The organism is Paenibacillus sp. BJ-4 (assembly GCF_020404765.1).
In the GTDB taxonomy this organism is placed as follows: Bacteria; Bacillota; Bacilli; order Paenibacillales; family Paenibacillaceae; genus Paenibacillus.
Genome location: NZ_JAIVEM010000188.1, coordinates 16,350 through 42,510 on the forward strand (window position 1 = coordinate 16,350; position 26,161 = coordinate 42,510).

The 26,161-nt window shown below is 48.5% G+C and carries 20 protein-coding genes; 17 read left to right on the forward strand and 3 right to left on the reverse strand.

The window, feature by feature from the left end; all coding sequences use genetic code 11:
• The first annotated feature begins 262 nt into the window (after positions 1-262).
• Entirely contained in the window at positions 263-919 is a 657-nt protein-coding gene (locus tag LCF57_RS26490; protein WP_226003331.1) for a DJ-1/PfpI family protein, read from the forward strand.
• Positions 920-1,023: 104 nt separating this feature from the next.
• On the opposite strand, the gene LCF57_RS26495 is transcribed toward LCF57_RS26490, so the two are convergent.
• Complete coding sequence (locus LCF57_RS26495) at positions 1,024-2,325, reverse strand: dicarboxylate/amino acid:cation symporter (RefSeq protein WP_226003332.1); 1,302 nt, start codon at positions 2,323-2,325, stop codon at positions 1,024-1,026.
• Positions 2,326-2,440: 115 nt separating this feature from the next.
• On the reverse strand, positions 2,441-3,475 hold the full coding sequence (locus LCF57_RS26500) for a DctP family TRAP transporter solute-binding subunit (RefSeq protein ID WP_226003333.1): 1,035 nt from the start codon (positions 3,473-3,475) through the stop codon (positions 2,441-2,443).
• An 87-nt stretch (positions 3,476-3,562) separates the two neighbouring features.
• On the opposite strand from LCF57_RS26500, the gene LCF57_RS26505 reads away from it, so the two are divergent.
• The 12 genes from LCF57_RS26505 to LCF57_RS26560 all read left to right on the forward strand — a co-directional run bounded on the left by LCF57_RS26505 (position 3,563) and on the right by LCF57_RS26560 (position 21,302).
• A complete protein-coding gene (locus LCF57_RS26505; RefSeq protein ID WP_226003334.1) occupies positions 3,563-5,170 on the forward strand; it encodes a sensor histidine kinase in 1,608 nt (535 codons plus the stop codon).
• Entirely contained in the window at positions 5,154-5,909 is a 756-nt protein-coding gene (locus LCF57_RS26510; protein ID WP_226003335.1) for a response regulator, read from the forward strand. The genes LCF57_RS26505 and LCF57_RS26510 overlap by 17 nt, the downstream gene beginning before the upstream one ends.
• Before the next feature lie 135 nt (positions 5,910-6,044).
• Positions 6,045-7,448 carry an NAD-dependent malic enzyme gene (locus LCF57_RS26515; RefSeq protein WP_226003336.1) on the forward strand — a complete coding sequence of 468 codons (1,404 nt, stop codon included), beginning with the start codon at positions 6,045-6,047 and terminating at the stop codon, positions 7,446-7,448.
• A gap of 127 nt (positions 7,449-7,575) precedes the next feature.
• A complete protein-coding gene (locus LCF57_RS26520; protein ID WP_226003337.1) occupies positions 7,576-8,478 on the forward strand; it encodes an AraC family transcriptional regulator in 903 nt (300 codons plus the stop codon).
• A 157-nt stretch (positions 8,479-8,635) separates the two neighbouring features.
• Positions 8,636-10,150, forward strand: a complete 1,515-nt coding sequence (locus LCF57_RS26525; protein ID WP_226003338.1) for an alpha-glucosidase/alpha-galactosidase — start codon at positions 8,636-8,638, stop codon at positions 10,148-10,150.
• Positions 10,151-10,753: 603 nt separating this feature from the next.
• On the forward strand, positions 10,754-12,925 hold the full coding sequence (locus LCF57_RS26530; protein WP_226003339.1) for a glycoside hydrolase family 6 protein: 2,172 nt from the start codon (positions 10,754-10,756) through the stop codon (positions 12,923-12,925).
• 172 nt (positions 12,926-13,097) lie between these two features.
• Positions 13,098-14,033 carry a nucleoside hydrolase gene (locus tag LCF57_RS26535; RefSeq protein ID WP_226003340.1) on the forward strand — a complete coding sequence of 312 codons (936 nt, stop codon included), beginning with the start codon at positions 13,098-13,100 and terminating at the stop codon, positions 14,031-14,033.
• A gap of 161 nt (positions 14,034-14,194) precedes the next feature.
• Positions 14,195-16,834, forward strand: a complete 2,640-nt coding sequence (locus LCF57_RS26540; protein WP_226003341.1) for a PAS domain S-box protein — start codon at positions 14,195-14,197, stop codon at positions 16,832-16,834.
• A 196-nt stretch (positions 16,835-17,030) separates the two neighbouring features.
• Positions 17,031-17,420, forward strand: a complete 390-nt coding sequence (locus LCF57_RS26545) for a GntR family transcriptional regulator (RefSeq protein ID WP_226003342.1) — start codon at positions 17,031-17,033, stop codon at positions 17,418-17,420.
• Positions 17,413-18,315, forward strand: coding sequence for an ABC transporter ATP-binding protein (locus LCF57_RS26550; RefSeq protein ID WP_226003343.1), 903 nt, complete (start codon positions 17,413-17,415; stop codon positions 18,313-18,315). Before LCF57_RS26545 ends, LCF57_RS26550 begins: the two co-directional genes overlap by 8 nt.
• A complete protein-coding gene (locus LCF57_RS26555; RefSeq protein WP_226003344.1) occupies positions 18,290-20,389 on the forward strand; it encodes an ABC transporter permease subunit in 2,100 nt (699 codons plus the stop codon). Before LCF57_RS26550 ends, LCF57_RS26555 begins: the two co-directional genes overlap by 26 nt.
• Before the next feature lie 148 nt (positions 20,390-20,537).
• Positions 20,538-21,302 carry a class I SAM-dependent methyltransferase gene (locus LCF57_RS26560; protein WP_226003345.1) on the forward strand — a complete coding sequence of 255 codons (765 nt, stop codon included), beginning with the start codon at positions 20,538-20,540 and terminating at the stop codon, positions 21,300-21,302.
• A gap of 57 nt (positions 21,303-21,359) precedes the next feature.
• Here LCF57_RS26560 and LCF57_RS26565 read toward each other — a convergent pair whose 3' ends face one another.
• A complete protein-coding gene (locus tag LCF57_RS26565; protein ID WP_226003346.1) occupies positions 21,360-21,632 on the reverse strand; it encodes a hypothetical protein in 273 nt (90 codons plus the stop codon).
• A 98-nt stretch (positions 21,633-21,730) separates the two neighbouring features.
• Here LCF57_RS26565 and LCF57_RS26570 point away from each other — a divergent pair, with 98 nt between their 5' ends.
• The 4 genes from LCF57_RS26570 (at position 21,731) to LCF57_RS26585 (ending at position 26,093) form a co-directional block, all read left to right on the forward strand.
• Positions 21,731-23,185, forward strand: a complete 1,455-nt coding sequence (locus LCF57_RS26570; RefSeq protein WP_226003347.1) for a PstS family phosphate ABC transporter substrate-binding protein — start codon at positions 21,731-21,733, stop codon at positions 23,183-23,185.
• Between the two features lie 156 nt (positions 23,186-23,341).
• A complete protein-coding gene (locus LCF57_RS26575; protein ID WP_226003348.1) occupies positions 23,342-24,640 on the forward strand; it encodes a hypothetical protein in 1,299 nt (432 codons plus the stop codon).
• Between the two features lie 26 nt (positions 24,641-24,666).
• A complete protein-coding gene (locus LCF57_RS26580) occupies positions 24,667-25,542 on the forward strand; it encodes an aldo/keto reductase (RefSeq protein ID WP_226003349.1) in 876 nt (291 codons plus the stop codon).
• Positions 25,543-25,556: 14 nt separating this feature from the next.
• Positions 25,557-26,093, forward strand: a complete 537-nt coding sequence (locus LCF57_RS26585; protein WP_226003350.1) for a mismatch-specific DNA-glycosylase — start codon at positions 25,557-25,559, stop codon at positions 26,091-26,093.
• The last annotated feature ends 68 nt before the right edge of the window (positions 26,094-26,161 follow it).

Here is a 26,161-nt window from a genome sequence, read left to right on the forward strand (position 1 = left end):
CGATAAACAGATTTGCAGGCATGATGGAGTTAGCTTTTATGATGCTAAAAAGGACTACCCTGGGGGTAGCCCTTTTTAAGTGCGCCTTTTTACAGGTATGTACTATTAAAGGTTTACATGGGCATTTCTCAATCAATATTTGTGACAAGAGGCGTTTGAAATTAAGATACTGCTTTCGCAATATTTAATATACCCATACCCCGTATATGTATGATAGTATTGGTGTGCAAGAATAAAATCCCACTTCAAAGGAGAGATCATCATGAAAATCGCAATCATGCTTTTCGATGGAATCACCGCATTAGATGCAATTGGTCCATACGATGTATTTGCTGCTACACTGAAATGTGAAGTGAAGTTTGTCGCTAAGAAAAAAGGGTTAATCAAACTGGATTCAAATATGGGATATTTGCATGCCGATTATAGTTTTTCTGAAGTTACTTCAGCTGATATTCTTGTTGTTCCAGGTTGCAGTCCGCCAAATTATAAAACTCCAATGAATGACGAAGAAACGTTAAATTGGATTCGCCAAATACATGAAACTACGAAATGGACCACATCGGTTTGTAACGGCTCTCTGATTTTGAGCGCCGCAGGCTTGTTAAATGGAACCGTAGCCACCAGTCATTGGGGTTCCTTAGACCTGCTCCAATCTCTTGGAACCATTCCAACAGATGAGAGAGTGGTTCGTCAGGGCAAAATCGTCACAGCAGCCGGTGTCTCCTCTGGTATTGATATGGCACTCCAGCTAATAGCATGGGAATTGGGAGAAGATATGAGTAAAGGAGTCCAGTTGATTTTGGAATACGATCCTCAGCCTCCGTTTGACACGGGTTCACCAAAGAAAGCACCTGCTTTATTGGTAGAACAAATAAGAGGTATGTTACAAGAGTTTGCAAAACGGGAGCCAAATGTGTAAATCAAGAATACTGGAAAGCATTTTGTCCTTTCCTCTGTTAAAACCTTGTTCCGTTGAACGTAAAAAAGAGCCGTAAACCGGCTCTATCATAAAGCATTGCCTTATTATACAGATTTCGTAATCGGGCTGTTCAAGGGACGGGCTTCAAGCTCAGCCGACGCTGGGGCCATCTCCGCCTGTCTGCCCGGATGAAACTCATTTTCTGATTTGGCGACAATGACGGTAGCGACTCCGTTACCAATCAGATTGGTGATGGCGCGTGCTTCTGACATGAAGCGGTCCACTCCGAGCAGCAGCGCCATTCCCGCCAGCGGAATGGAAGGGAACGCCGCGAGTGTGGCTGCCAGCGTGATAAATCCGGAGCCCGTAACGCCCGCTGCTCCCTTTGAGGTCAGCATAAGGATGCCGAGCAGTGTCAGCTGCTGCCATAGGGTCATATCCACGCCGGAGGCCTGGGCTACGAAAATGGCGGCCATGGACAAATAGATTGCCGTACCATCTAGGTTAAACGAGTAGCCTGTTGGAATGACCAGGCCGACCACCGATTTGGAGCAGCCGTATTTCTCCATTTTGTCCATCATCCGTGGCAGAGCCGACTCGGAGGAGGAAGTACCGAGTACAAGTAATATTTCTTCTTTGATATAAGCGATAAACTTGAAAATACTGAAACCGTACATGCGAGCAATCAGACCGAGCACAATGATTATAAACAGAGCCATGGTCAGGTAAACGGAGCCCATCAGCTTGCCGAGAGAGGTTAACGACCCGATGCCGAATTTACCAATGGTGTATGACATGGCACCAAATGCGGCGATTGGCGATAATTTCATGACCATATTGACGATACCGAAGAAGGCGTGAGACAGCTTGTCGAACAGGACAATGACGGGTTTAGCTTGCTCTCCCATGGCCGTCAGTGACAGCCCGAAGAGGATGGCAAAGAACAGGATAGGCAGTAATTCTCCACCTGCCATAGCGCTTACTACATTTTCAGGTATAATGCCAACGATGAAATCAACGAATCCATGACTTGATTCCGCTGCTTTTTGAGCATATTGAGATACGTCTCCGGTTGCCTTGCTCACATCAATACCGGCGCCCGGTCTTACGAGGTTAACCACGAGCAGACCAATGGCTAGCGCAATTGTGGTAACGATTTCAAAATAGAGAAGCGCCTTTCCGCCAATACGACCGACCTTTTTCATGTCCCCCATGCTGGCAATTCCGTGCACAACCGTAAAAAATACAATGGGAGCGATGACCATTTTAATGAGCTTAATAAAGGCGTCTCCGAGCACTTTTAGCTTTTCGCCTGTTGTAGGAAAAAAGTGACCCAGAAGAATGCCCAGAACAATAGCGATAACGACCTGAACCGTCAAGTTTTTTAAATTAATTCTCAGTCTCATAGGGATACGCTCTCGCTTTCTTTTTGTTTTTTGAAAACGCTTTATTTTCGTACCCCCAGTGTAAAAGCTACGTTCTTGGCAAACAAGAATACGGTCATAACGTTCTTTTTGGTCTTTAAGGTCCCTGAATCATATCCATCAGATCCGACCCAATGACGGGCGTGAACTCCGGATAGAGTACACGCAGACGCTCCCTCCACAGCTTGCGCTCATCGTCGGACAGATAGGTAATTTGGATGTCTCCAGTCTGTTGCAGCTGATTAAGCCGATTGGCATTTTCATCGGTTTTCTGCTTGTTCCAACGCGTCGTTTCCTCAAGTGCCTCTTGCAGCACCAGCTTAGCGTCACTTGGGAGGCGATCCCAATAGGATTTGTTAAATATGACGGCATATCCCAGATAGCTGTGGTTGCTAATGGTCATATAGTGTTGTACCTGGTAAAATCGTTTGGTAAAAATATTGGATATCGTGTTCTCCTGTCCGTCTGCCGTTCGCGTTTCTAGGCTGTGGTATATTTCATTGAAAGGAGTGCTAATGGTTGATGCACCAAGCGCTTCAAACTGACGTTGCAACACCTGGCTTGGCTGGATACGGAATTTCAAGCCCGCAAAGTCTGCGGGTTTGCCAATTGGACGGGCGTTATTCGTGATCTGTCGAAAGCCATTGGACCAGAAGGCAACGCCTTTCATGCCATAGGGGTCAAGTGTTTGCGATAACCGCTTGCCCAATTCTCCGTTCAGTGCCTGATCGACTTCAGCCTGATCCTCAAAGGCAAACGGAAGATCCATCACCAGCCAGGCTGGGTCAATCGCGTTCAAATTGGAAAACGAAGGAGCGATCATCTGGATTTCTCCTCGCTGAAGTGCGGCAACTTCCGTGGTTTCTGAATAGCGCATCCCATTGGGGAACACTTGAATCTCAATCCGATCGTTGGATTTTTCTTTCACCCGCTGTGCAAAATAAGCGGCGGCCAGCCCTTTGGGCGAGTTTTCAGCTACCACATGACTAAATTTGATTACGATCCGATCTTTAAGACCGGTAAATTCATTATCATAAGGGAGCTCTTCGTTAAAATTTTTTTGAAAACCAATTACATAAGCCGTTAGGATACCCAGTACGAGCAAAACACCAAATCCAGCAGCTCTTTTCACAAAGTAACCTCCCATCTGTTGCTATTTTAGACCCATTATTCCACAATGATATTCAAAGGTAAACGGTTTAAAGGGAAGGTGAAGAGGATGAACAGACTTCGCATATACTGGAAAATAATGATACTTTCATTTGGAGTCGTTCTTTTTTCTCTTTTGATCGGCGGTCTTTTTCTGTTTGGCAGTGCCACCCGGCTCAAGGAAGAAGAACTCAAACAACGGCTTACGATTACGGCCCAGACGGTTGCAAACCTGCCGGACGTAGTGAATAGAATTAACGACCCGAATGCTTCTGACGTGATTGCACCTATGGCGGACAAAATTCGGATATTAAACGATGCGGCTTATATCGTCGTGCTCGATATGAACCGCAAACGGTTGTCTCATCCGCTTTGGGAGCGAATCGGCGGAACGTTTGAGGCTCGGGATGATGATGCTGCATTTGCTGAACATACGTATGTCTCCAAAGTACGCAGTGAAGCAGGCATTGGCTTGCGTTCCTTTGTGCCGATTATGAATGCTTCCTCGGAGCAGGTGGGCGTCGTCGTGGCGGGCGGCCTGCTGCCAGGCGTGACAGAGATTATCCGTCAGGAGAAGCAATCCATCCTCATCACTTCGTTGCTGTCGCTGATGTTTGGTGTGATTGGCTCCGCATTGCTGGCCCGTCATATTAAGCTGCAAATGTTCAACCTCGAGCCGCAGGAGATTGCGAGAATGTTTCGCGAGCGAAGCGCTGCCTTTCAGGCGATGCACGAGGGTGTCATTGCCATTGACCGCAACTGCATGATTACCATTTTCAACGAACGAGCCAAGCAAATCTTCCACGTACACCGTGATGTAGTGGGCTTGCCGATCCGTGAGGTCATCCCGGATACCCGTTTGCCGGAGGTGCTGGATGCGGGAGTTGCTATTCTGAGCCAGGAGCTAAAAATTGGCGGAACCATTATTTGGAGCAATCGGATTCCCATTCGCGAACAGGGAATTACGATGGGGGCAATCTCCATATTTCAGGACAAGACCGAGGTGACGAGAATGGCCGAGGAGCTCACAGGTGTCAAAGAGTTTGTTCATGCGCTTCGTGCACAAAATCATGAGCATATGAACAAAATGCATACCGTCGCCGGCTTACTTCAGCTTGGGCAGCAGAATGAGGCTTTGAGCTATCTGTTTGAGGTAACCGAGCAACAGGAGGAGATTACACGCTTCCTTCAACGGCATTTCGACGATGACGGAGTTGCAGGTCTGCTATTGGGTAAAATTAGCCGTGGTAAAGAGCTTGGCATTGATATTAGGATTGATCCTGACAGCAGGATGAATCAATTTCCCCGGCTGATTGACCGACATGATTTTGTGCTGTTACTCGGAAATTTGATTGAAAATGCCTTTGATGCACTGGCGGATACAGAAGTAGGCTCCAAGGAGATTTATATCAGCATCCAGCAGGATGACGAATATATGTCCATATTGGTCGAGGATAATGGCTGTGGAATGTCGGAGACGACGAAGGAACGAATGCTCGAACGTGGATTTACGACCAAGGACGGAGAGAGCCGCGGCATGGGGCTGCATTTACTGAGCGGGATTGTCACCAAGGGGAACGGTCGCCTGACATGCGAATCTTCACTTGGCTTGGGAACTTCGATCGAGATTCTATTCCCGTTGAAGGAGAGAGGGAACGACAATGAGCAAACAGATTAAATCACTTTTTCGTGTGCTGCTGGTCGAGGATGACCCGATGGTACAAGAGGTGAATCGGCTTTTTATCGAACAGGTTGACGGGTTTAAGGTTGTAGGTCTGGCTTCCAATGGGCTTCGCGGATTAGAGCTGATTGAGGAGCTAAAGCCTGATCTGATTTTTCTGGACGTGTTCATGCCATCGCTCGATGGGATAGCGACCTTACAGCGTATCCGTTCCATGGCATTGCCTGTAGACGTAGTTGTCGTGACGGCTGCGAAGGATACGGAGACGATCCGCGAAATGATGCGAAACGGAGCGTTCGATTATATCATTAAGCCGTTCAAGGTAGAGCGTATCCATCATACACTGGAGCGTTACCGGGTACAGCAGGCTGGATTATGGGCGGAAGAAGTAGGAACCCAGGAAGAGCTGGACCTCATTATGCAAAATAGAGAAGCCGCCAAGGAAGCCGTAGTGCCTGCTCCTGTATATGAGGAATGGGCGATGTCTTACGATGAGCTGCCAAAGGGCTTGAATGCAGCTACCCTGAAGCAGGTGCTTGCGGTCATGGAGCAGCATGGTGGCAAGCTATCTGCTGAAGATACCGCGGAGGGAGTAGGGATTGCCCGTGTAACGGCAAGAAGATATCTGGATTATCTGGAGAAAAGAGGGATCGTACGCCTTGTTGTGCATTATGGCGGGGTCGGTCGTCCCGTTAATCGGTATGAGCTGCTACGTGAACAAAATGACCATAAGTAACAATATGGACAAAAGCTTCCCAACGCTTTTATGAAAGCGATACCATGTAACAGCAAGGGAACTGGATAAAGCTTCAATACACGTGTCTGTCTTTGGACCGCACATGTGCTATGAATAGAATAGGAGCGGATGTACATGGCCTTTAATAGTCTGATTCTTCGATTGGAGCTCGTTCATTCTAAAGTAAACTTTGGTGAGGTCGCATCAGCCATCAGCCGTGCTGGGGGAGACATTACTTCCATTGATGTTATTCGTCCCGGACAGGATTCGTCCGTTCGTGACATCACAGTTCACGTCGCTGAAATAGCAGAGGCATCGCTAATCGAATCACTCAAGTCGTTAGCAGGCATTCAACTCATTAACGTTTCTGACCGCACGTTTCTCGCGCACCTGGGAGGGAAAATATCAGTCCAGCCCAATTTGCCGATTAAAAATCGGGATGATCTGTCGCGGGTATATACGCCGGGAGTGGCCCGAGTCTGTACGTCCATTCATGAAAATCCGAAAAAAGCGTACTCCCTGACCATCAAACGAAATACTGTCGCGGTTGTCACCGATGGCACCGCTGTGCTTGGGCTTGGCGATATCGGCCCACATGCGGCTGCACCCGTGATGGAAGGCAAAGCGATGCTGTTCAAGCAGCTGGCGGGAGTCGATGCATTCCCCATTTGTCTGGACACGAAGGATACGGAGGAAATCATTCGTACGATTAAGGCGATCAGCCCAATTTTCGGAGGAATTAATTTAGAGGACATCAGTTCTCCACGTTGTTTCGAGATCGAAACCCGTCTGGCTGAAGAATTAGATATTCCGGTTTTCCACGACGATCAGCATGGGACGGCGGTGGTTGTGATTGCCGGGCTGCTGAATGCACTGAAGGTGGTCGGTAAGCGGATCGAAAATGTTCGGGTCGTTGTGAACGGAATAGGAGCCGCAGGCGTGTCCATATGTAAAATGCTGCTCGCCGCAGGGGTGAGCCGCCTTGTTCCGGTAGACCGGGATGGAGCCATTATAAGAGGTGGAACCTATCCATATCCAATGTGGCAGTGGCTGGCAGATCAGCCTCAAGTAGAGTCACAGTCAGGCACATTAAAGGAGGTTATTCGGGACGCGGATGTGTTCATCGGCGTGTCGCGAGCGAATCTGCTGAATGCCTTGGATGTACAGCGTATGGCGGCGAACAGCATTGTTTTTGCTATGGCTAATCCGCAACCGGAAATTGCTCCCGAGGAAGCCATTCCCCATGTCCGTGTATTTGCAACGGGGCGTAGCGACTATCCCAACCAGATCAACAATGTGCTGGTGTTTCCGGGGATATTCAGAGGAGCGCTTGATTGCCGGGCGCGCCACATCAACGAGCCGATGAAATTAGCCGCCGCCCGTGCCATTGCTTCCGTCGTGAGTGAACGGGAATTAAACGAGCAGTACATTATTCCAAGCATTTTCAATGAACAAGTTGTTACCGAGGTGAGGAAGTCTGTGATTGAAGCGGCTATTCTGACGGGAACGGCCCGGCGTATTCCACCGGATTTCAGATAGGCAAAGGATTTTAGATAGTCCGGTGGAGCAAAATAGAATAACACGGCTGGGTCTGTTAAACTGTGAAAATAGAGCTGTTGCAGATACGCTGTCGTGTTGAGTTTATCTATTTTGTGGAGGTATGGGGATGAACGGAAGTCTGTTTGAGCTGCGTTTGCGGGACGGGGATTATACTCCCCGTTTTTTTGCTTATTATTATAAGCAATGGCATGACTATACGATGCCGTACCACGATCATCATTCCACAGAAATTATGTACATGATTTCCGGTCTGTGTCGGGTGGATGTGCAAACGGGAGAGAAGGCGGATGAAAGCATTACGCTGCGTAAAGGCGAGTTTATCATGCTGGACGCAGGCGTACCACACCGACTGGTGGTGGAAGGAGAACAATCTTGCCGGATGCTGAATGTGGAGTTTGGTTTTACGGAGGGGATGAGTGTAGGACCGTCCATCCGGCAAATGGCAGCGGAGGAGCAGGAGATCACAGCCTTCATGTCGCGTCCATTCCCGTATCTGGTGTTGTCGGACCCGGAAGAGGTATATTTTACGCTGAAAAGTCTCGTGTTGGAGCTGGATCAACGAAAAGAACATCCGGGTGCAATGGCAGAACTGCTTTTTATGCAATTGCTGGTGCGAATTGCGCGTCTACGGGCAGAGGCAGAGCGCAGCAACACGCAGCAAACGGACATGTACATCAAACGCTGCCTTGAATTTCTCCATCTCAACTATGACCGGGATATTGTGGTCAAGGATATGGCAGCAGCTGTGAATCTGCATCCAGGGTATTTGCACCGTATTTTCAAGAAACATACCGGACAAACACTTACTGCTTATTTGACCATGCTGCGAATGGACAAGGCCCGGATGCTGCTTCAGCAAACGGACATTCCCATTCAGGAAATTGCCGATTACGTAGGTGTAGGCAGCAGACAATATTTTCATATGTTGTTCAAAAAGCATACAGGTAAGACGCCAGTCGAATACCGTTCTGCTGTGGAACGCCATGTATGGAACTATGCGGAGGAGTAAAGTGGAAATTAGAAGAAGTTAAGTAGCTTCTGACGCTATGAAAGTTAGAATTTTTGACACCTATATACGAATCTGGTCATGATTTTGATAACGCTTTCCACAGGCATGTTGCTACAATGACGGTATATTACAATTCTAATCCCGGAGGTTGATTGCCGTGTCATTTAAAGTAGCTTTTATTGGAGCGGGAAGCATTGGTTTTACACGTGGAATTTTGCGAGATTTGTTATCGGTGCCGGAATTTAATGAGATCGAAGTGGCTTTTACAGACATAAGTCAGCACAATCTGGACATGGTCACTGAGCTGTGCCAGCGGGATATCCGGGAAAACGGGTTGTCCATACAAATACAGTCCTCTACGGATCGAAAGGTAGCTTTAAAGGATGCCAAATACGTCATTTGTACGATCCGGGTCGGCGGTCTGGAAGGCTTTGCGACCGATGTAGATATTCCGTTGAAATACGGCGTGGATCAATGCGTAGGAGATACGCTGTGTGCGGGAGGCATTATGTACGGGCAGCGGGGGATCGCTGAAATGCTGGACATTTGCAAGGACATCCGCGAGCTAAGTGCACCGGATGTGCTGCTGCTGAACTACTCGAACCCGATGGCGATGATTACGTGGGCCTGCAACAAGTACAGCGGCGTGCGTACGATTGGTCTATGTCACGGCGTCCAGCACGGGCATCACCAAATTGCCGAGGTGTATGGTCTGGAGAAGCAGGATGTGGACATTGTGTGTGCCGGAATCAATCACCAGACGTGGTACATCCAGGCATCCCATCAAGGAAAGGATCTGACGGCAGGACTGCTGGAGGCTTTTGAAAAGCACCCTGAATATAGCCGCACCGAGAAGGTACGGATCGACATGCTTCGCCGTTTTGGCTACTACAGCACAGAATCTAACGGTCATTTAAGTGAATATGTTCCCTGGTACCGGAAGCGTCCGGATGAAATTCTCGACTGGATTGATCTGGGCAGCTGGATCAATGGAGAAACAGGAGGCTATCTGCGCGTATGTACGGAAGGACGCAACTGGTTCGAGACGGATTTCCCCAACTGGATGAAAGAAGACCCAATGGAGTACAAAGCGGAGAATCGTGGTGAGGAGCACGGCTCATATATTATTGAAGGGTTAGAAACTGGACGTGTATACCGAGGGCATTTTAATGTCGTTAATAACGGAGTAATCTCCAATCTGCCGGACGATGCGATCATTGAAGCACCCGGATATGTGGATCGGAACGGCATTTCCATGCCGAATGTTGGCGAGCTTCCGCTTGGTCCTGCGGCCGTCTGCAATGTAAGTATTTCCATCCAGCGTTTGGCTGTCGAAGCGGCTGTGCATGGGGACGATAAGCTGCTGCGTCAGGCGTTTATGATGGACCCGCTGGTGGGTGCGGTTTGTAACCCGCAAGAAATTTGGCAGATGGTCGATGAAATGCTGGTAGCGCAGGAAGCGTGGCTTCCACAGTATGGGGCAGCGATTGCCGAGGCACGTCAACGTCTGGCTGCGGGCGATCTGATCCCAACCCGTCCTTATGAGGGAGCAGCAAGGCTGAAGGTTAAGACGATTGAGGAAATGCAGCTGGACCGGGAGGCGGCAAACAAAAATGCCGGCGAATCCGACAAAGGCAAGGAACGTGAAAAGGTGCAGCCCAGCAAGGCCTAGCCAGCTTGGTACAATTGCATTTTAGCACTGACTGCATGTACATGTGTGATGAATGACCGTGAGGCTAGACAACGATAACTACACAATGATAAAAGGGTGTTTTCATGGCCATGAGGGCCTGGAAATGCCCTTTTATCGTTAATAGATTTAACAATTTGGTATGGATCGCAGTTTGAAGTTTATTATTGTCGATTTGAGGTGACGGAAATTAAAGTAAATACCCTTGTTTTTTCAAAATTCGGCTTCTTTGGTGTCGAGCCCGAATCTTAGGAGAGCTTGTCACAGCAGGGTTAATTCATCATACGAAGGCCTCGGCGCTTCGGAAATGGGGAGACCGACAAGACTGGCGGTGTGGCAATTCATGTGCCTAATTAATAATGTAGTCCTTAATTTATTCAATTTACAGCAGATTTCCAGCTCACTATAATCTAACATAGGAGGTGACAAAAAGGGGAAAATGTGAGCGCGCGAAAAAGTAGAAAGCGCTTACCATTACAGCTATGAACGCCGCCTTTTTTGGAGAAAGATGGCGTAACTCACACATAATCATGTAACAATCAGGTGCCGACATAGGAAGATTCAACAAAATCTACGGAAAGATAGGTGAAGCAATTGAAAACCAAGCAAGTGCTTCGTAAAGGTATGCTTCTTAAAAGCGTTAAGTATGCTTTTGCGCTATCACTCGTCGCGAGCAGCTTTCTACCAGGTGCAGGATTTACGGATAAAATACATGCAGAATCCCATGTGGACAATCCTTATATAGGGGCAACCAAATATGTTAGTCCTGATTATGCCGCAAGCGTCGATACGTCGATTGCCAAGGTTACGGATTCTACACTGAAAGCAAAAATGCAAACGGTCAAAACGTTCCCGACAGCCGTATGGCTCGATCGCATCGCTGCCATTAACGGCGGTGGAGGCAAGCTTGGCCTGGAGGCACATTTGGATCAAGTATTGGCGCAAAAGAAAGGCAGCACACCAATTACGGCAGAGTTTATTGTATATGATCTGCCTGGACGGGATTGCCATGCGTTGGCTTCCAACGGTGAACTGCCGTTGACCCAGGCGGGTTTGGAAACGTATAAAAAGGATTATATCGACAAAATTGCTGCGATCTTTGCCAACCCCAAATATAAGGATATTCGCATCGTAGCAATCATTGAACCGGACAGCTTACCCAACCTGGTAACCAATCTGGATGATCCCAAATGTGCACAAGCCAAATCTACAGGGATTTATGAAGCTGGCGTTAAGTATACTATGAATAAGCTGAACGAGATTCCTAATGTCTACAAATATGTAGATATCGGTCACTCCGGTTGGCTAGGTTGGGATAACAACCGTTCAGCAACCGTTACACTGTTCACGAATATTTTCAAAGATACTAGTAAAGGACTGGCCAGCGTGGACGGCTTTATCACGAATACAGCCAACACTTCACCGCTGACAGAACCTAATCTGCCCGATCCAAACCTGAATATCGGCGGACAGCCGATCAAATCATCCAAATACTATGAATGGAATCCTAACTTTGATGAACTGGATTTCTCAGAGTCCTTGCATAGAGATTTTGTCAATGCAGGCTGGCCAAGCTCACTCGGGATGTTAATTGACACAGGCCGTAATGGATGGGGAGGACCTAACCGTCCAACTACCGCAGTCGGCAATGATATTAACTCCTATGTAAATTCAGGCCGTGTAGACAAACGCTCGCACCGTGGTAATTGGTGTAATAACAGCGGAGCGGGTATGGGTACGCCACCGCAAACAGCTCCAGCTTCCCATGTCGATGCCTATGTATGGGCGAAGCCTCCGGGGGATTCCGATGGTTCCAGCTCACTCATTCCGAACGATGAAGGTAAAGGCTTTGACCGTATGTGTGATCCTACCTACACCACCAAGGATGGCACATTAACAGATGCTTTACCGAATGCACCAATTTCAGGAGCCTGGTTCCATGATCAATTCGTTATGCTGGTACAAAATGCGTATCCTGCAATTGTACCTTCCACGGGTGGTGTGGACCCAACAACTCCTACAGCTCCAGCCGCACCTTCAGGCTTAAAGGCCGTAGCAGGCAATGCTCAAGTGACGCTGACCTGGAATGCGTCCACTGGGGCCGACAGCTACACAGTAAAGCGGGCAACGAGCGAAGCAGGTCCTTTTACAGCCGTTGCGCCTCTTGTTACTGAGAAAGAGTACACGGATAAAGGGCTGACCAACGGAACAACTTATTTCTATGTTGTAAGTGCTACGAATTCGACTGGAACAAGTAAGGATTCCGCTGCGGTAAGTGCTGAGCCAAAAGGCACACCGACTGATCCGACAGAACCGACAGATCCAACCGGTGATCTGGTTGTGATGTATCGGGCTGGTGACACCGATCCAGCTAATAACGCAGTCAAGCCTTTCTTTAATCTGAAAAATAAAGGTACAACACCCGTGAAGCTGAGTGAACTGAAAATCCGTTACTATTTCACGAAAGATGGCAGCCAGGAGCTGCAATCTGCTGTAGATTATGCGCAAGTAGGTAATGATAACGTGCTGCGTACCATTACAGACAACTATATTGAAATTGGTTTCAGTGCTGCTGCCGGCACACTTGCTGCTGGAGCACAAACAGGTGATATTCAGATCCGCATGAACAAAAGCGACTGGTCTAATCTGGACGAATCCAATGACTATTCCTTCGATCCAACCAAAACCTCTTATGCAGAATGGAACAAAGTAACGCTGTTCCATAATGATAAGCTGGTGTGGGGAATCGAGCCTTAGGATTGGAACAGAAGATGTGCGCTTAAGTAATGGAAGAGCCCCGAAGAAAAGCTACGGCACAACTGCCGTAGCTTTTTTTGATCGTCTTCAGATAAAGAACCTCCTGACCAAGGGAATAAATATTCAAATTGTGTATAATGAAAAAGAATGCTGTTCAACTGTGGAGGTCATCATGAGTAAAAAGTTAATTTTAGATGTAGATACGGGTATCGACGACGCACTTGCCATTGCGTACGCTGTCCATTCGCCGGAATTGGAACTGCTAGGCATTACAACTACCTTTGGCAATATCTCGGTGGATGAGGCGACACGCAACTCATTGATCCTGCTGGAAAAGCTGGGTGTAGAGGCTCCGGTCGTGTCCGGCGCTCACAAGCCGTATGCCCGTGAGCTGTTCAAGCCGTATTCCCGCCATATTCATGGTGAAGACGGTATTGGCAACCAACTGAAAGGAGCTCCGTCCCGTCAGGCAGCGTCTGGGGATGCGGCTGATTTTATGATCGGACAGGCTCGTCGCTATGAAGGCAAGCTTACCCTGGTAGCTGTGGGACCGCTGACCAACCTTGCGATTGCACTGGATCGCTGCCCCGAATTGCCCAAATTGCTTGACCGCCTGATCATTATGGGCGGTGCGGTTACGGTGAGAGGGAATGTAACCGAGGCCGCTGAAGCGAATATTTACGCCGATCCGGAAGCGGCAGCCTATGTGCTGGGAGCGGGCTTCCCGCTGACACTTGTAGGGCTGGACGTCACCATGCAGACGCTGCTTCCCCAGCAGGATGTGGACAAATGGCGTGAGCAAGGAACCGAACTGGGCGCGTTTATGGCCAATATGACGGACTTTTATATGGAAGCCTATCGTAATTTCAGACCTGGGATTGCAGGCTGTGCTTTACATGATCCACTAGCTGTAGGATTAGCCATAGATTCCAGTTTTGTAGAGACGCGTCCAATGCGCATTGCTGTTGAGGTGGGGGATTCCCTTGAAGTCGGTCGCACCCGTGAAGTACAAAACGAGAGCGAAGCTCAAGCGCTGACAACCGTTGATGTAGCACTTGAGGTGGATGCGGAGCGATTTTTGCGTCATTTTCTTAGCCGGGTGGTATAAACAAATAGTTCTAGGATTGCCGATGAAACCGCATCGGCAATCTTTTGTGCATACATGTTTAAACGACGCCTCACACTTAGAGACAAGCGTTCCCTATGAACATCCCATATCATATTAGATTATTGTGTAAGGCTGCCGGCCCCCAAAGGAGGAGATTCATCGTGTTTTCTGCTGCTCAACGACTGCCTATGCTGGAACATATGTATAACCATGCCCCGACAGGGATTGCCATTTTGTCGAGGGAAGGGAAATGCTTGTACGTTAATCCCGCTTTTTGCCAAATGGTTGGATACGAGCAGGAGGAATTGCGGGACACCCAATATTACCGACTGTTGTATGAAGAAGCTCAGGATCAGCAAGGGCTGAGAGATGCCTATATCGGCTGGCTGGGGGCCAAGGATCAAGTGTACAAGGCAGAACTGCGTTTAAAACATAAGCGGGGAACAGCTGTCTGGCTGTCGCTGGAATTAACAATATTTGAGGATGAGGCTAGCGGACAATCGTATCTGATTGCCTACGCAACGGACATAACGGAGAAAAAAGATATACAGCAGGTGCTCTCGGACAACGAGGATTTATACATGCTGATTACGGAAAATACACCGGATGTGATCTCATTCAGCACGCCGGATGGCAGGCTTGAGTATGTTTCTCCCTCGGTAGAAAAGCTTTTAGGTTATACCAGGCAGGAGATGCTCGGCAAAAAACGACTCGATTTTTATCATACAGAAGATGCTGATTATATGCGGGTACATGGAAGCTTCAAGGAAACAGGTATCATGAAGCAACGTGTACGCCATAAGGACGGGCATTATTTGTGGATGGAAGTGTCGTTCCGCATTATTCGGGATGAAAGCGGCCAGATCAAACGCATTTTGGCCATAGGTCGTAATATTACAGAGCGCCAGAAGAGTGAGGAAAATTTGGCAAAGGCTCAGCAGCTGGCAATGTTCGGCTCATGGGACTGGGATCTGGTCAACAATGTTATGCACTTTTCCAAAGAATTTCGCAGCATTTTTGGATATCGTGTCAAGTCGGTTGAAACGAGTATTGACGCCTTCATGGAGGCTGTTCACCCAGAGGATACAGAGCGGATGAAGCAGATTATTACGAACGTCATATTAAAGGGAATCCGCGAAGAGACCTTTTACCGAATTGTGCTGCCTAATGGTGAACAAAAAGTGCTGCGTTCGATCTGGGAAGCCGAATTGGATGAGCATGCAAGCAAGCCCATTCAAATTGTGGGTATGGTACAGGATGTTACGGAGCATCAGGAAATGGAGCAGCGTCTTCGGGAAAGTGAAAATCGTTATAAGTCGCTGTTTCAACATAACCCGCTCGGTATATGCGCCATGAATATGGAGGGACAAATCCTGAGCGTGAATCCAAGTTTGGAGGAGCTGACTGGCTATACAAGGGAAGAATTGCTTGGAGCTGAGGTACTTACAATGGCTTCCGCTGAGGAGCAGGACAAGATCAGGCGCCACATGGAGTTGGCTAAGCAGGGAGAGACGCAAACCTATGAATCGGAATTCATACATAAAAAGGGGGAGCGTCTGTTCATTAAGGTGACCAATATCCCTATCTTTGTGCAAGAGGAAATTGTGGGCTGCTACGGAATTATTGAAAATGTTACCCCTCTTAAAAGCTACATTGCACAAATTGAAAAGCTCAGCAATGAGCATTCGCTCATTTTGAACGCGGTCTCCGAAGGTATTGTGGGTCTAAGCACCGAAGGACACGTGCGCTTTATGAATCCGGCGGCTGCCGAGATGTTTGGCGTGGAGCTGGAAAATATGCTGGATGATGCATGTATAGGCATCATACGACATGCTGATGAGATTGGGAGTCATTATCCGGATGAGCAGTCTTCTATTCTTCAGGCGATTCGAAGCGGTGCTTCTTATCAAGCAGAGGAAGCTGTTTTTTGGAAAAAGGATGGGTCCAGCTTTCTTGCCTCTTATCGAATCAGTCCCCTGATGGATAATGGTGAGCGAAAAGGGGCCGTGATGGTTTTTGTCGACATCACGAACGAAAAGGAAATCATTCGCGCCAAGGAATCTGCTGAGCGCGCTGATCGGGCCAAATCAGAGTTTCTTTCCGTGATGAGCCATGAGCTTCGGACACCGATGAATGGGATTATCGGCATGGCGGGGCTGCTCGCCGATACCGAATTGGATGAGGAACAGCGGAGCTATATTGATATTATTATCAGCAGTAGCTCTGCTTTAATGCAGATCCTCAATGAGATCCTGGATTTGAGCAAAATCGAAGCTGGTAAAATGGCGCTGCTGCACGAGCCTTTTGAACTTGAAAATGTGATGGGCAGTGTGGCGGATTTATTTCTAAGGCAGGCTATGGAAAAAGGTATCCAACTGGAGTGGCACGTGGATCAGGAGCTGCCGGGGGTTCTTGTCGGTGACCATGTGCGTATCCGGCAGGTGCTAGTGAATTTGGTGAGCAATGCGATCAAATTTACGGAGCGAGGACGTATAAACATCTTTGCCGAGAGCAAGGCTTACAGCCGCCGTAAAAAGAAATGCTTGATTGAGTTCAGTGTAACCGATACAGGCATCGGTATTCCCACCGATCGCCAGCATCTATTGTTTCAGCCCTTTTCCCAGCTCCATCCGGCACTGAACCGGAAATATGGAGGCACAGGTCTGGGGTTGTCCATCTGCAAAAACCTGGTTAGCCTGATGGGCGGTTCCATTGGTGTGGATAGTGAGGAGGCCAAGGGCTCGACGTTCCGGTTCCAGCTGGATCTTAGGCTGCCGGAAGAGGAAGCGTTGGCGAAGTGAGGCACGGAGAGTCTTATGAATCGAAGAATTGCTAAAAGAAATAGCCGTGATGCATCATGCATCACGGCTATTTTTTGTAATAAATGACCAAACAAACGATTGACAAACCGTACTAACTGTACTATTAATTATAGTACAGTTAGTACGGTTTGAAATATGTATATAAATCGGACCAAGTCTTGAAAGGAGGAAGTCCATGTTCGAGCTGGATATCCGCAGCCGCAAGCCGATCTACGAACAGCTAATGGACAGAGTGAAGGAAATGATCGTGTACGGATCACTTCAGTCGGATGAGCAATTGCCTTCCGTGCGGGCACTGTCCGCTCAGCTTACAGTGAATCCGAATACGATTCAGAAGGCGTATCGTGAGCTGGAACGCGAAGGATATATCTATTCCGTCCAAGGCAAGGGCAGCTTTGTCACACCTGCCCGGCAGCAGCCGCAGCAAATGAAGCGGGATGAGATTCGGGCAGCACTGTTAAAGCAGATGATCGAAGCCGTCCATTTCGGTTTTACGCAGCTGGAAGTGGACGCCATATACGTGGAAGCTATGCAATTGAAGGAAAGGGGGATGTCCCTTGATTGAATTAAGGGAAGTCACAAAGACATTTGCAGAGGAAAAGGCAGTGGATCAACTCGCCCTCACGGTGAAAAAGGGCTCCATTTTTGGATTGCTGGGCTCGAACGGGGCAGGTAAAACGACACTGCTCAAAATGATCGCCGGAATCTATCGACCGGATGCAGGGAAGGTGCTAATTGGGGGACAAACTGTGTATGAGCAGCCAGAAGTCAAGCAGCACATTCTGTTTATGCCGGACACACCCTATTTTTTTCCGCAAGCGACGATTCAACAGATGGCCCGTTTCTATCGCTCTATTTATCCAAGCTGGAGTGAGGAGCGCTACATACAGCTTACAGATATTTTCAAGCTGGACCCCAAACGTAAACTTCATCGTTTTTCCAAAGGAATGAAGCGTCAGGCCGCATTTTTACTTGCCTTGAGCTGTATGCCTGAACTGTTGATTTTGGATGAGCCGATTGATGGACTTGACCCCGTGATGCGACGGATGATCAAAAATCTGCTATTCCAGGAAACCGCTGCGCGCGAGCTGACTGTCGTGATTTCATCCCATAATTTGCGTGAGATAGAAGACATGTGTGATCACGTCGGTATTATGCACCAGGGACGTATGCTGCTGGAAAAGGAAGTCGACGACCTCAAGTCCGATACGCATAAGGTGCAGGTTGCTTTTCGTGAAAGTGCGCATGAGGAAGGCGTATGCAAGCAACTTTCGGTTGTACATAAGGAACGGAGAGGCAGTGTTCTGCTGCTTATTATCCGGGGGGAACGAGAGCGGATTGCAGAAACGATTCAGGTGTATGAGCCACATGTGTTCGATTTGCTGCCGTTGACGCTGGAGGAAATTTTCATTTATGAAATGGAGGACGCAGGTTATGACATCCAACCGATTCTTCTGTAGCGGCGGCGTGATTCGCCAAAGCCTGAGACAGCATGGCTGGATCGGTCTGTTGTACTTGGCGGGATTATTATTTACGGTACCGCTACCGTTATTTATGAGTATCGGAAACGACCGAGTGCCTACGGTTTTGAGAAGCCTGTTCGATAGTACAAACTCAGGCAATGAATCGCAAAATATCATTTTTTTGACCATACCTGTGCTGGCGGGTGTGATGCTAATTCGTTTTATTCAGCAGAAGGGTTCATCGGATTTATACCACAGTCTTCCTTTGCGCAGAGAGCAGCTGTTAACGGCACATTTAATTAGTGGTCTTATCCTTTTGCTCGTACCTATATGGCTGACTGCGGGAGTAACTGCCCTGTTAAACGTGTCAGTTGAGCTGCCTTTTATTTTCCATATCAATGATATTGGATCATGGGCTTTGGTCGTATCGGTTGTTACGATTTTCTTTTTTGCCTTTACCGTGTTTGTGGGCATTTGTGTAGGACAATCGCTGCTGCAGGCTGTAGTAGTGTATGCTTTGCTGCTGCTGCCCTTTTTTTTGTACAACATGATTAGTCGTTTTCTAGGACACAATCTATATGGTTACGCTCAGATTTCGGGAACCATTGTTCAAAATAGTAATGGCGTGGGGTTGCGTAGCAGCAATAATATTTGGCATAGTTTATCGCCGTTCGTCCGGATTATGGATTCGTTGAGTAGCGCATTTTCATATGTGGAGCTGCTTATTTATGTTGGTGTTTCCTTGCTGTTTGTGATTTTAAGCTATGTGTTATATCGCAAACGGCTTGTAGAGAAGGCAACGCAGGCAATGGCCTTTACTTTCTTCCAACCCTTTTTTAAGGCAGGAGTCATGTTATGTGCCATGTTGCTGATAGGAGAATATTTTTATAGCACAGGAGGCCAGGGGAGAGACTGGTCGATCTTCGGGTATGTGCTTGGAGCTATTTTGGGCTATATTGCTGTGGAGATGGTAATCCGCAAGACATGGCAAATTGTACGTATTCGTGCTTTGCTGGAGTTGGTCGCATACGGTGCAATTTTGGGTCTGGCAATGTACATCCCCACGTCTAGTTGGATAGGCTACGAGGAACGGATTCCGACCGCGCATTCCGTCGAGCAAGTCTATGCTGGGCCAAATTTGTATCTGGACGGGGGATCAACACAAAAAAATCTTTATTTTTCGCAAGATAAAGCTTTTATCGCCGCTGTGTTGAATTTACAGCGTGAGCTTGTGAGAGCACATTCAGCTGGAGAGACGTCCGGGTCCAATAAAGAACCTCAACAAATGATATCTATTGCCTATCGTTTGGATAATGGTACCATTATGACTCGTAGCTATACTTTTCCTGAGCGGCCTTTCCGGGCAGCGCTGGCGAAAGTGATGCTATCTGAGCCGTACAAAACAGTAAGCTACTCACTTGATAAGCTGTATGGTAAAGCGGAGACAATCAGCATTCAATCGGCAGATGATAATGAACGACGGATCGTTCTGACCGATCCGAAAGATATTCGTGAATTTGAAGCTGTACTGAAAGAAGAAGTATTAGACATGAGCTATAGTGAAATGCAGGCAGGCTCTTATGCGTTGGGGAATATTGATATTTTGAACAAACCTTCATCTATTTCAGCAGAAGAACCAGAATGGACTCGCAGCGTCTCCTATAATTGGCGCTTATCCTTCCACAAGCTGAATGCTTGGCTGGAACGCAAAGGATACGCCGACAAGGTGATTATCACGTCGAAAGACATTATATCGGTTCGAGCTATTCCAATGGTTTCTCAAGAGAAGGAGCCGTATCAACAACCCGGTAAGTATATTGAAGCAGCGAATTTATTCAGGATATTACAGCAGAAGTATAAAGTCACCACAATTGCAGATCCAAAACTTTGGAATACTGTGCTGGATAACCGGAATGATTACAGCTATGGTCCACAAGTGGAGAAAGGCACGTATCTGTTCCAAGTCAAAATCAAGTCCATCAGCGGTTCCGGCTTTCATACGGTTTATTACTTATTAACTCCAAAAGGCATCACATCTGAGCTTGCGAAGGCTTTACCGACAGCTCCTTAAGCGAGACAGAGAAGTACAAAAGCTCTCCCACATTTGGACTGACGTAATTAGAGGCATAGAGAGATATAACGTAGAACATCAAAGAGAGAAGAGTTCAATAATGTACAGATTAATTACGTACAGGCCAATTGTGGAGGAGTAGCAAGATATGAAATATACAGAAGATCATGAGTTTCTACAGCTATTAAAGCATCATGAAGAGTCCTTTTCCGGATGGGATTTCTCATTTATCTCGGATACAGGCCGGGTCGCAAGCGAGCCTTTGAAATGGTCTTATGTCAGCAAGGCTATGACGTTTATCCATACATCCAAGGCGATGCTGGATATGGGGACGGGTGGGGGAGAGCTATTGTCCGGTTTGCGCCCTTTTCCAGAGCTTGTATGTGCGACAGAGGCGTATGCACCGAATGTTCCAATTGCTAAAAAACGACTGGAGCCGCTGGGCGTACGTGTTATCGCTATAGATGACGACGACTCTCTTCCGTTTGACGATGCCGGGTTCGATCTTGTGCTGAATAAGCATGAGTCATTTTCGCCAGCGGAAGTGCGCCGTATTTTGCGTCCAGGCGGGACGTTCTTGACCCAACAGGTGGGGGGCCTGGATTGTGCGGGCATTAACGAACACTTGGGAGCGCCTGATTACGAGTATGCGGACTGGACCCTTTCTCAAGCGCTTGCAGGTCTGAAAAGCAACGGCTTCGAAATCGTGGACCAGCAGGAACAGTTTCCGATACAGCGGTTTTACGATATCGGCGCGCTCGTCTATTATTTAAAAGCAATTGAATGGCAGATTGCAGACTTTCAGCCACAGAAATATATAGAACAGCTGTATGGTCTGTATTTGGACATCCAACGTGATGGATATTGGGACGTGAAGCAGCACCGTTTTTTGATCCATGCTAGAGCGATATAAAAAAGATTCGATACCAAAAAGGCCTTTCCCCCAGGGAAGGCCTTTTTCCCATACGCATTAGGGTAAGAACAAAATCAGAAGCCACATGGCAGTTGGCAGTGAAATACCGACGGCGATGGCTATATAGGGCAAGGGGGTTCTGAAGTAGCTTTTCCAGTCCGCCTCCTTGTCCTTTTTTTCATGATAGAACGCTACCTGTGTTGCAAAGCTGTGAAGCAGCTTGAGTGCCTCATCGTTCGGAATATGCTGTAAGGAATACCATAGATCATCGTGTGCTTTTCGGAGCAAGGTTACATCGGAGGTATGATCCTGATGATCGAATAAGGACATTTTACCATCTCCTCGTATACTAATCTTTACCATAATTGTACAATGAAGAAGCAATTGCTTACAGTCTCATTTCATATAAAAGGTATAGGGGGATGCACATGTCTGATCCAAAGGGAGTTATAGCTGATACGGAGAAAGGCGCTTCTATGCGGACAGCATGGTTTTGGCCATGGCTGGGCGGTACGTTTATGTTTGGATTGTTTTCAGTCATGTTTAATGTAATTTGGAGTATAGCTGTGGCATCCAATGTGCAGTTTCTGCTGAGGCATGAAGGTGTGACAGATACAGCCGTGATTGTAATGATAGTGCTGTATGCCTGGATTGTCGGCTTAATTTTTGCGGCTTACGGTGCCTTGAGTGCGCGCATTTCCAGCATGCGTAAGCTTCCATTAATGCTGACCGGGCTGTTATCATTATTGTGCGGGCTGGGGCTGTGGATTGTGGGGCTACAGGGATCTGGCGGTCAACCAGCCGAGGTATGGGGAGGCTCGTGGGAGCTCTTTTCACTTTATCACGCTTGGGCGGAGCCTGTGCTGGAGGTATTACAGCCGTATACACAGCATAGTGAAATCTGGTTTCTGTTGACAGCACTGCTGCCGATAGCCGGCATGGTGATAGGTGTCGGGGTAGATCGTTATCCAGCGGTGACAGGCAGGAACGGAAAGGTGGATCATAGATGGCAATGGGTTGTTGCCGCGATATCCGCTGCACTCGTCATTGTCCTGACGATTACACTGATGCTTCCTCAACGTCCATACATTGCGGAGAGGGATTTTCCGGTCGTCGACGGAGCTACAGCGGCTATCCCGTTCGCGCAGGATATGCTGCATGAATTGACCGGAATGAGCAGAGCGCGTGCGGCGCACGAGCTGAAATTCAATACGACGCATCAGGCGTATGTAAATTTGATTGAAAAGAAGGCGGATCTGATTCTGGTGGCCGGACCATCCGATGCAGAGCTGCATCTGGCAAAAAGTCGAGGGGTGCAAATGAAGCTGACACCAATTGGGCGTGATGCGTTTATTTTTCTCGTCCACAAAGGCAATCCGGTTGAGGGGCTTTCTGCGGGGCAGGTTCGCCGTATATATGAAGGGGCTATTCACAATTGGTATGAAGTGGGGGGAAAGGATCAGCCGATCATTGCTTATCAACGGGAAGAAAATTCAGGAAGCCAGACATATATGCAAAAGAAAGTAATGGCAGGCCATGAGATGGCTGAACCTCCCCGGGAACTCCGAATTGGCATTATGGGTGAGATGATTAATGCAGTCGCAGATTTTAACAAGGATCACAACGCGCTGGGCTATTCATTTTATTATTTTGCAAATGTGATGCATAATCGTCAAGAGGTCAAATTTCTATCCATTGATGGAGTGGAGCCGAACAAAGAACATATTCGTTCGGGGCAATATCCATTCACGGCTCAATTATTTGTGGTCACACGGGAAGGCGAGAAGCCACGCCCTTCGATGCAGCGATTACTCGAATGGCTGCAAAGCGAAGAAGGAACCCGGGCCATTGAAAGAGGGGGCTTTGTTGCTCTGGGCTCGTAAATCTGCCATGATGATTCGCATACAGTTGATTTCCGTATCTTCACCCGTAAGAGTGAAACGAAGACAGCAGGGTAATACATAGAATATGCCCTGCTGTGATTACGATACCTGCACAGCATTAGCATGGATATCAACAACATAAGGGGATGAACGAAAATGAAGAAAAAAACATCGGCCTGGCTGCTTTTGCTCGCCGTAGCCATCATGGCGGCGGGATGTGAAACAGGCGCACAAACCGGATCGAAAGAACCGGCTGGGCAAGTGGCTCAGCATGAGCAGCAAGGTTCAACGTCGGCACAAGCGGACGGTTCGGGAGCAGGTGTACATACACCGGAACAGCAGACTGCTTCTGACGGAAGTAATACTACATCATCCACCACCTCGGGGACAGGAGGACAAGCATCTACGGACGGTCATGTAGCGAAGGTCCGCATGGATAATATTACTGCACTGCGTCTGATCGACGGTCAATCCGGCTGGATCGGCGGAAATGGCTGGATTGCCCGGACAGACGCGGGACCATCCGGCTCAGTCGGATCGGCTTGGAATGTGCAATATCAAGGCCAAGGTACGGTGCAGCAGATTTTTGCCTTGAATGGTCATCAGGCCTGGGCTGCTATGGCAGATAGCGGCTCGCTGCTGGCAACGCGCGACGGCGGCAAACGCTGGGAGGCTGTAGGGACAGTACCTAAGGAAGGAACAGCAGGCTTTTTACATTTTGTATCATCCAACGAAGGATTCAGCGGTAACCAATATACGAAGGACGGCGGACAAAGCTGGTCAGCGCTTCCTGTGCCTGATCATATGGTGGGACAGCCCTATTTTCATGATCGGCAAAACGGCTGGGTGGTAACGCAGGCCACAGACCGCTCGTTCCAGATTGTACACACCGTTAACGGAGGGCAAAAGTGGACCCCCGTCATGTCACGGACAACCGAAGAGCCTCTGAACGGGGCCATTATCCGCTCGGTGGAACGGGGCAACGCATGGATTGAGCTGATTGGGGGTACGGGGATGAATCAGACTTCGTATTCGCTTTGGCATACGGCCGACAGCGGTCAAAGCTGGCGAGCTGTAGTGGCGAATGCCACGGCTGGCGGCGGTCCCGCGCCCGGTATTAGCCAGAAAGACAATCAGGTTTCCAAAAATGAAGGGGTGGCACCGGGGATGCTCTATGCGGTGAATAGCAATACCGCATTGATGGGCGGCTACTGCGCACCGTGCGACAAGTCCAATACGATCGGCTGGACGAATGACGGCGGCAAGACGTGGAACAATGGCAAGCAAAGCTTTGACGGTTATGGCAGCCAGCAAATCGGGATGGCGAATGCCAAGGAAGGCTGGGCTATTTTCTCGGATTCGGAGCAGGCACCTGTGATGTATACCACCTCGGATGGTGGAGAGCATTGGACTCAGAGCCATGTCTTTGACAAGCCTGCGGCATCAGGCCACTGAATCGGTATAAAAGGAGGGGAAAGCACATGAGCCAACAAAAGAGCCAACAAGAGAAAAGTGTACTTACATGGACTGACGGGCGTGAAGTGCCGCTAATTGGGCAGGGCACATGGCATATGGGCGAAAAGGCTTCGCTCCGTCAAGAGGAGGTGCGTGCGCTTCAACTTGGTTTGGAACTGGGCATGACGCTGATTGACACGGCTGAAATGTACGCGGAGGGTAGAGCGGAAGAGATCGTCGGGGAGGCCATTCAGGGCCGCCGGGAAGATGTATATCTCGTTAGCAAGGCTTACCCTCATCATGCAAACCGCCAAGGGCTGATCCATGCATGTGAAGCGAGCCTAACCCGCATGGGAACAGAGTACATGGACATGTATCTGTTGCATTGGCGTGGGAACATTCCGCTGGAAGAGACGATACAAGGCATGGAAAAGCTGCGTGAGCAGGGTAAAATCCGCAACTGGGGAGTGTCCAATCTGGACAAATCTGATATGGAGGAGCTATGGAGCCTGAATGGAGGCGATGCCTGCACAGTTAACCAGGTGCTGTATCATGTAGCTTCGCGAGGCATTGAATACGATCTGCTCTCATGGAGCCGTACGCACGGGGTGCCTGTAATGGCCTATTGCCCGATTGCCCAAGGTGGAAGCCTGCGACAGGGACTGCTGGAGCATCCCGTTATGGTAGATATCGCTGCCAGCCACGGGGTAACTCCATCCCAAATCGCGCTCGCGTGGGTTATACGGGACGGCGATGTCTGGGCAATTCCCAAAGCGGTACAGGAATCGCACGTACGGGAAAATGCAGCGGCAGCCCATATCCGGCTTACCCCTGAGCAGCTTCTACGAATAGACGAAGCTTTTCCTTCGCCAACGCGGAAGCAGCCGCTGGATATCGTTTAAGAAAGGGGAGGCCCATGTCAGAGCAGGAGACAGAGCTGAATGAGGTAGATGATCACTTGGATTATGGATTATCCGTCGTATTCATTGGTTTTAATCCCAGCTTGAAATCAGGCGAAATCGGCCATCATTATGCGAATCCGCGCAACCGTTTTTGGCGCATACTGGAGGGGGCGGGCTTGACGCCTCGCTTGTACGATCCATCGGAAGATCGGGAGCTGCTTAAGCTTGGCTACGGTTTTACGAATATCGTTTCCCGCCCTACCAGGGGTGTGGAGGACATTACGCGTGAGGAATATGCCAAAGGACGTCTGGAGCTGCATGCGAAGCTAAAGGAATATCGTCCGAAGGTCGCTTGCTTTGTCGGCAAAGGCGTATACACCGAATACAGTAAAAAATCCAAAGTAAATTGGGGATTTCAGCCTGAACCGCTCATCCCCGAGATGCATGAATTTGTGGCACCCTCGTCAAGTGGACTTGTGCGTATGTCGTTGGAAGAGATCACGGATATTTACCGCCATCTGCAGACGTTCCTTTCGTCAGAAATCGTCTGAAAACGTATGAATACATCGAATACATGAGATACACTAAACAGAAAAAGAACCACACGTCTTCATCCCTC

Bases quoted from the DNA above. Each gene is read 5' to 3' on its own strand.
- LCF57_RS26495 (WP_226003332.1), bottom strand. From the start codon at position 2,325: ATGAGACTGAGAATTAATTTAAAAAACTTGACGGTTCAGGTCGTTATC.
- LCF57_RS26555 (WP_226003344.1), top strand. From the start codon at position 18,290: ATGACATCCAACCGATTCTTCTGTAGCGGCGGCGTGATTCGCCAAAGC.
- LCF57_RS26535 (WP_226003340.1), top strand. From the start codon at position 13,098: ATGAGTAAAAAGTTAATTTTAGATGTAGATACGGGTATCGACGACGCA.
- LCF57_RS26585 (WP_226003350.1), top strand. From the start codon at position 25,557: ATGTCAGAGCAGGAGACAGAGCTGAATGAGGTAGATGATCACTTGGAT.
- LCF57_RS26520 (WP_226003337.1), top strand. From the start codon at position 7,576: ATGAACGGAAGTCTGTTTGAGCTGCGTTTGCGGGACGGGGATTATACT.
- LCF57_RS26565 (WP_226003346.1), bottom strand. From the start codon at position 21,632: ATGTCCTTATTCGATCATCAGGATCATACCTCCGATGTAACCTTGCTC.
- LCF57_RS26505 (WP_226003334.1), top strand. From the start codon at position 3,563: ATGAACAGACTTCGCATATACTGGAAAATAATGATACTTTCATTTGGA.
- LCF57_RS26515 (WP_226003336.1), top strand. From the start codon at position 6,045: ATGGCCTTTAATAGTCTGATTCTTCGATTGGAGCTCGTTCATTCTAAA.
- LCF57_RS26560 (WP_226003345.1), top strand. From the start codon at position 20,538: ATGAAATATACAGAAGATCATGAGTTTCTACAGCTATTAAAGCATCAT.
- LCF57_RS26570 (WP_226003347.1), top strand. From the start codon at position 21,731: ATGTCTGATCCAAAGGGAGTTATAGCTGATACGGAGAAAGGCGCTTCT.
- LCF57_RS26490 (WP_226003331.1), top strand. From the start codon at position 263: ATGAAAATCGCAATCATGCTTTTCGATGGAATCACCGCATTAGATGCA.
- LCF57_RS26580 (WP_226003349.1), top strand. From the start codon at position 24,667: ATGAGCCAACAAAAGAGCCAACAAGAGAAAAGTGTACTTACATGGACT.
- LCF57_RS26575 (WP_226003348.1), top strand. From the start codon at position 23,342: ATGAAGAAAAAAACATCGGCCTGGCTGCTTTTGCTCGCCGTAGCCATC.
- LCF57_RS26510 (WP_226003335.1), top strand. From the start codon at position 5,154: ATGAGCAAACAGATTAAATCACTTTTTCGTGTGCTGCTGGTCGAGGAT.
- LCF57_RS26545 (WP_226003342.1), top strand. From the start codon at position 17,031: ATGTTCGAGCTGGATATCCGCAGCCGCAAGCCGATCTACGAACAGCTA.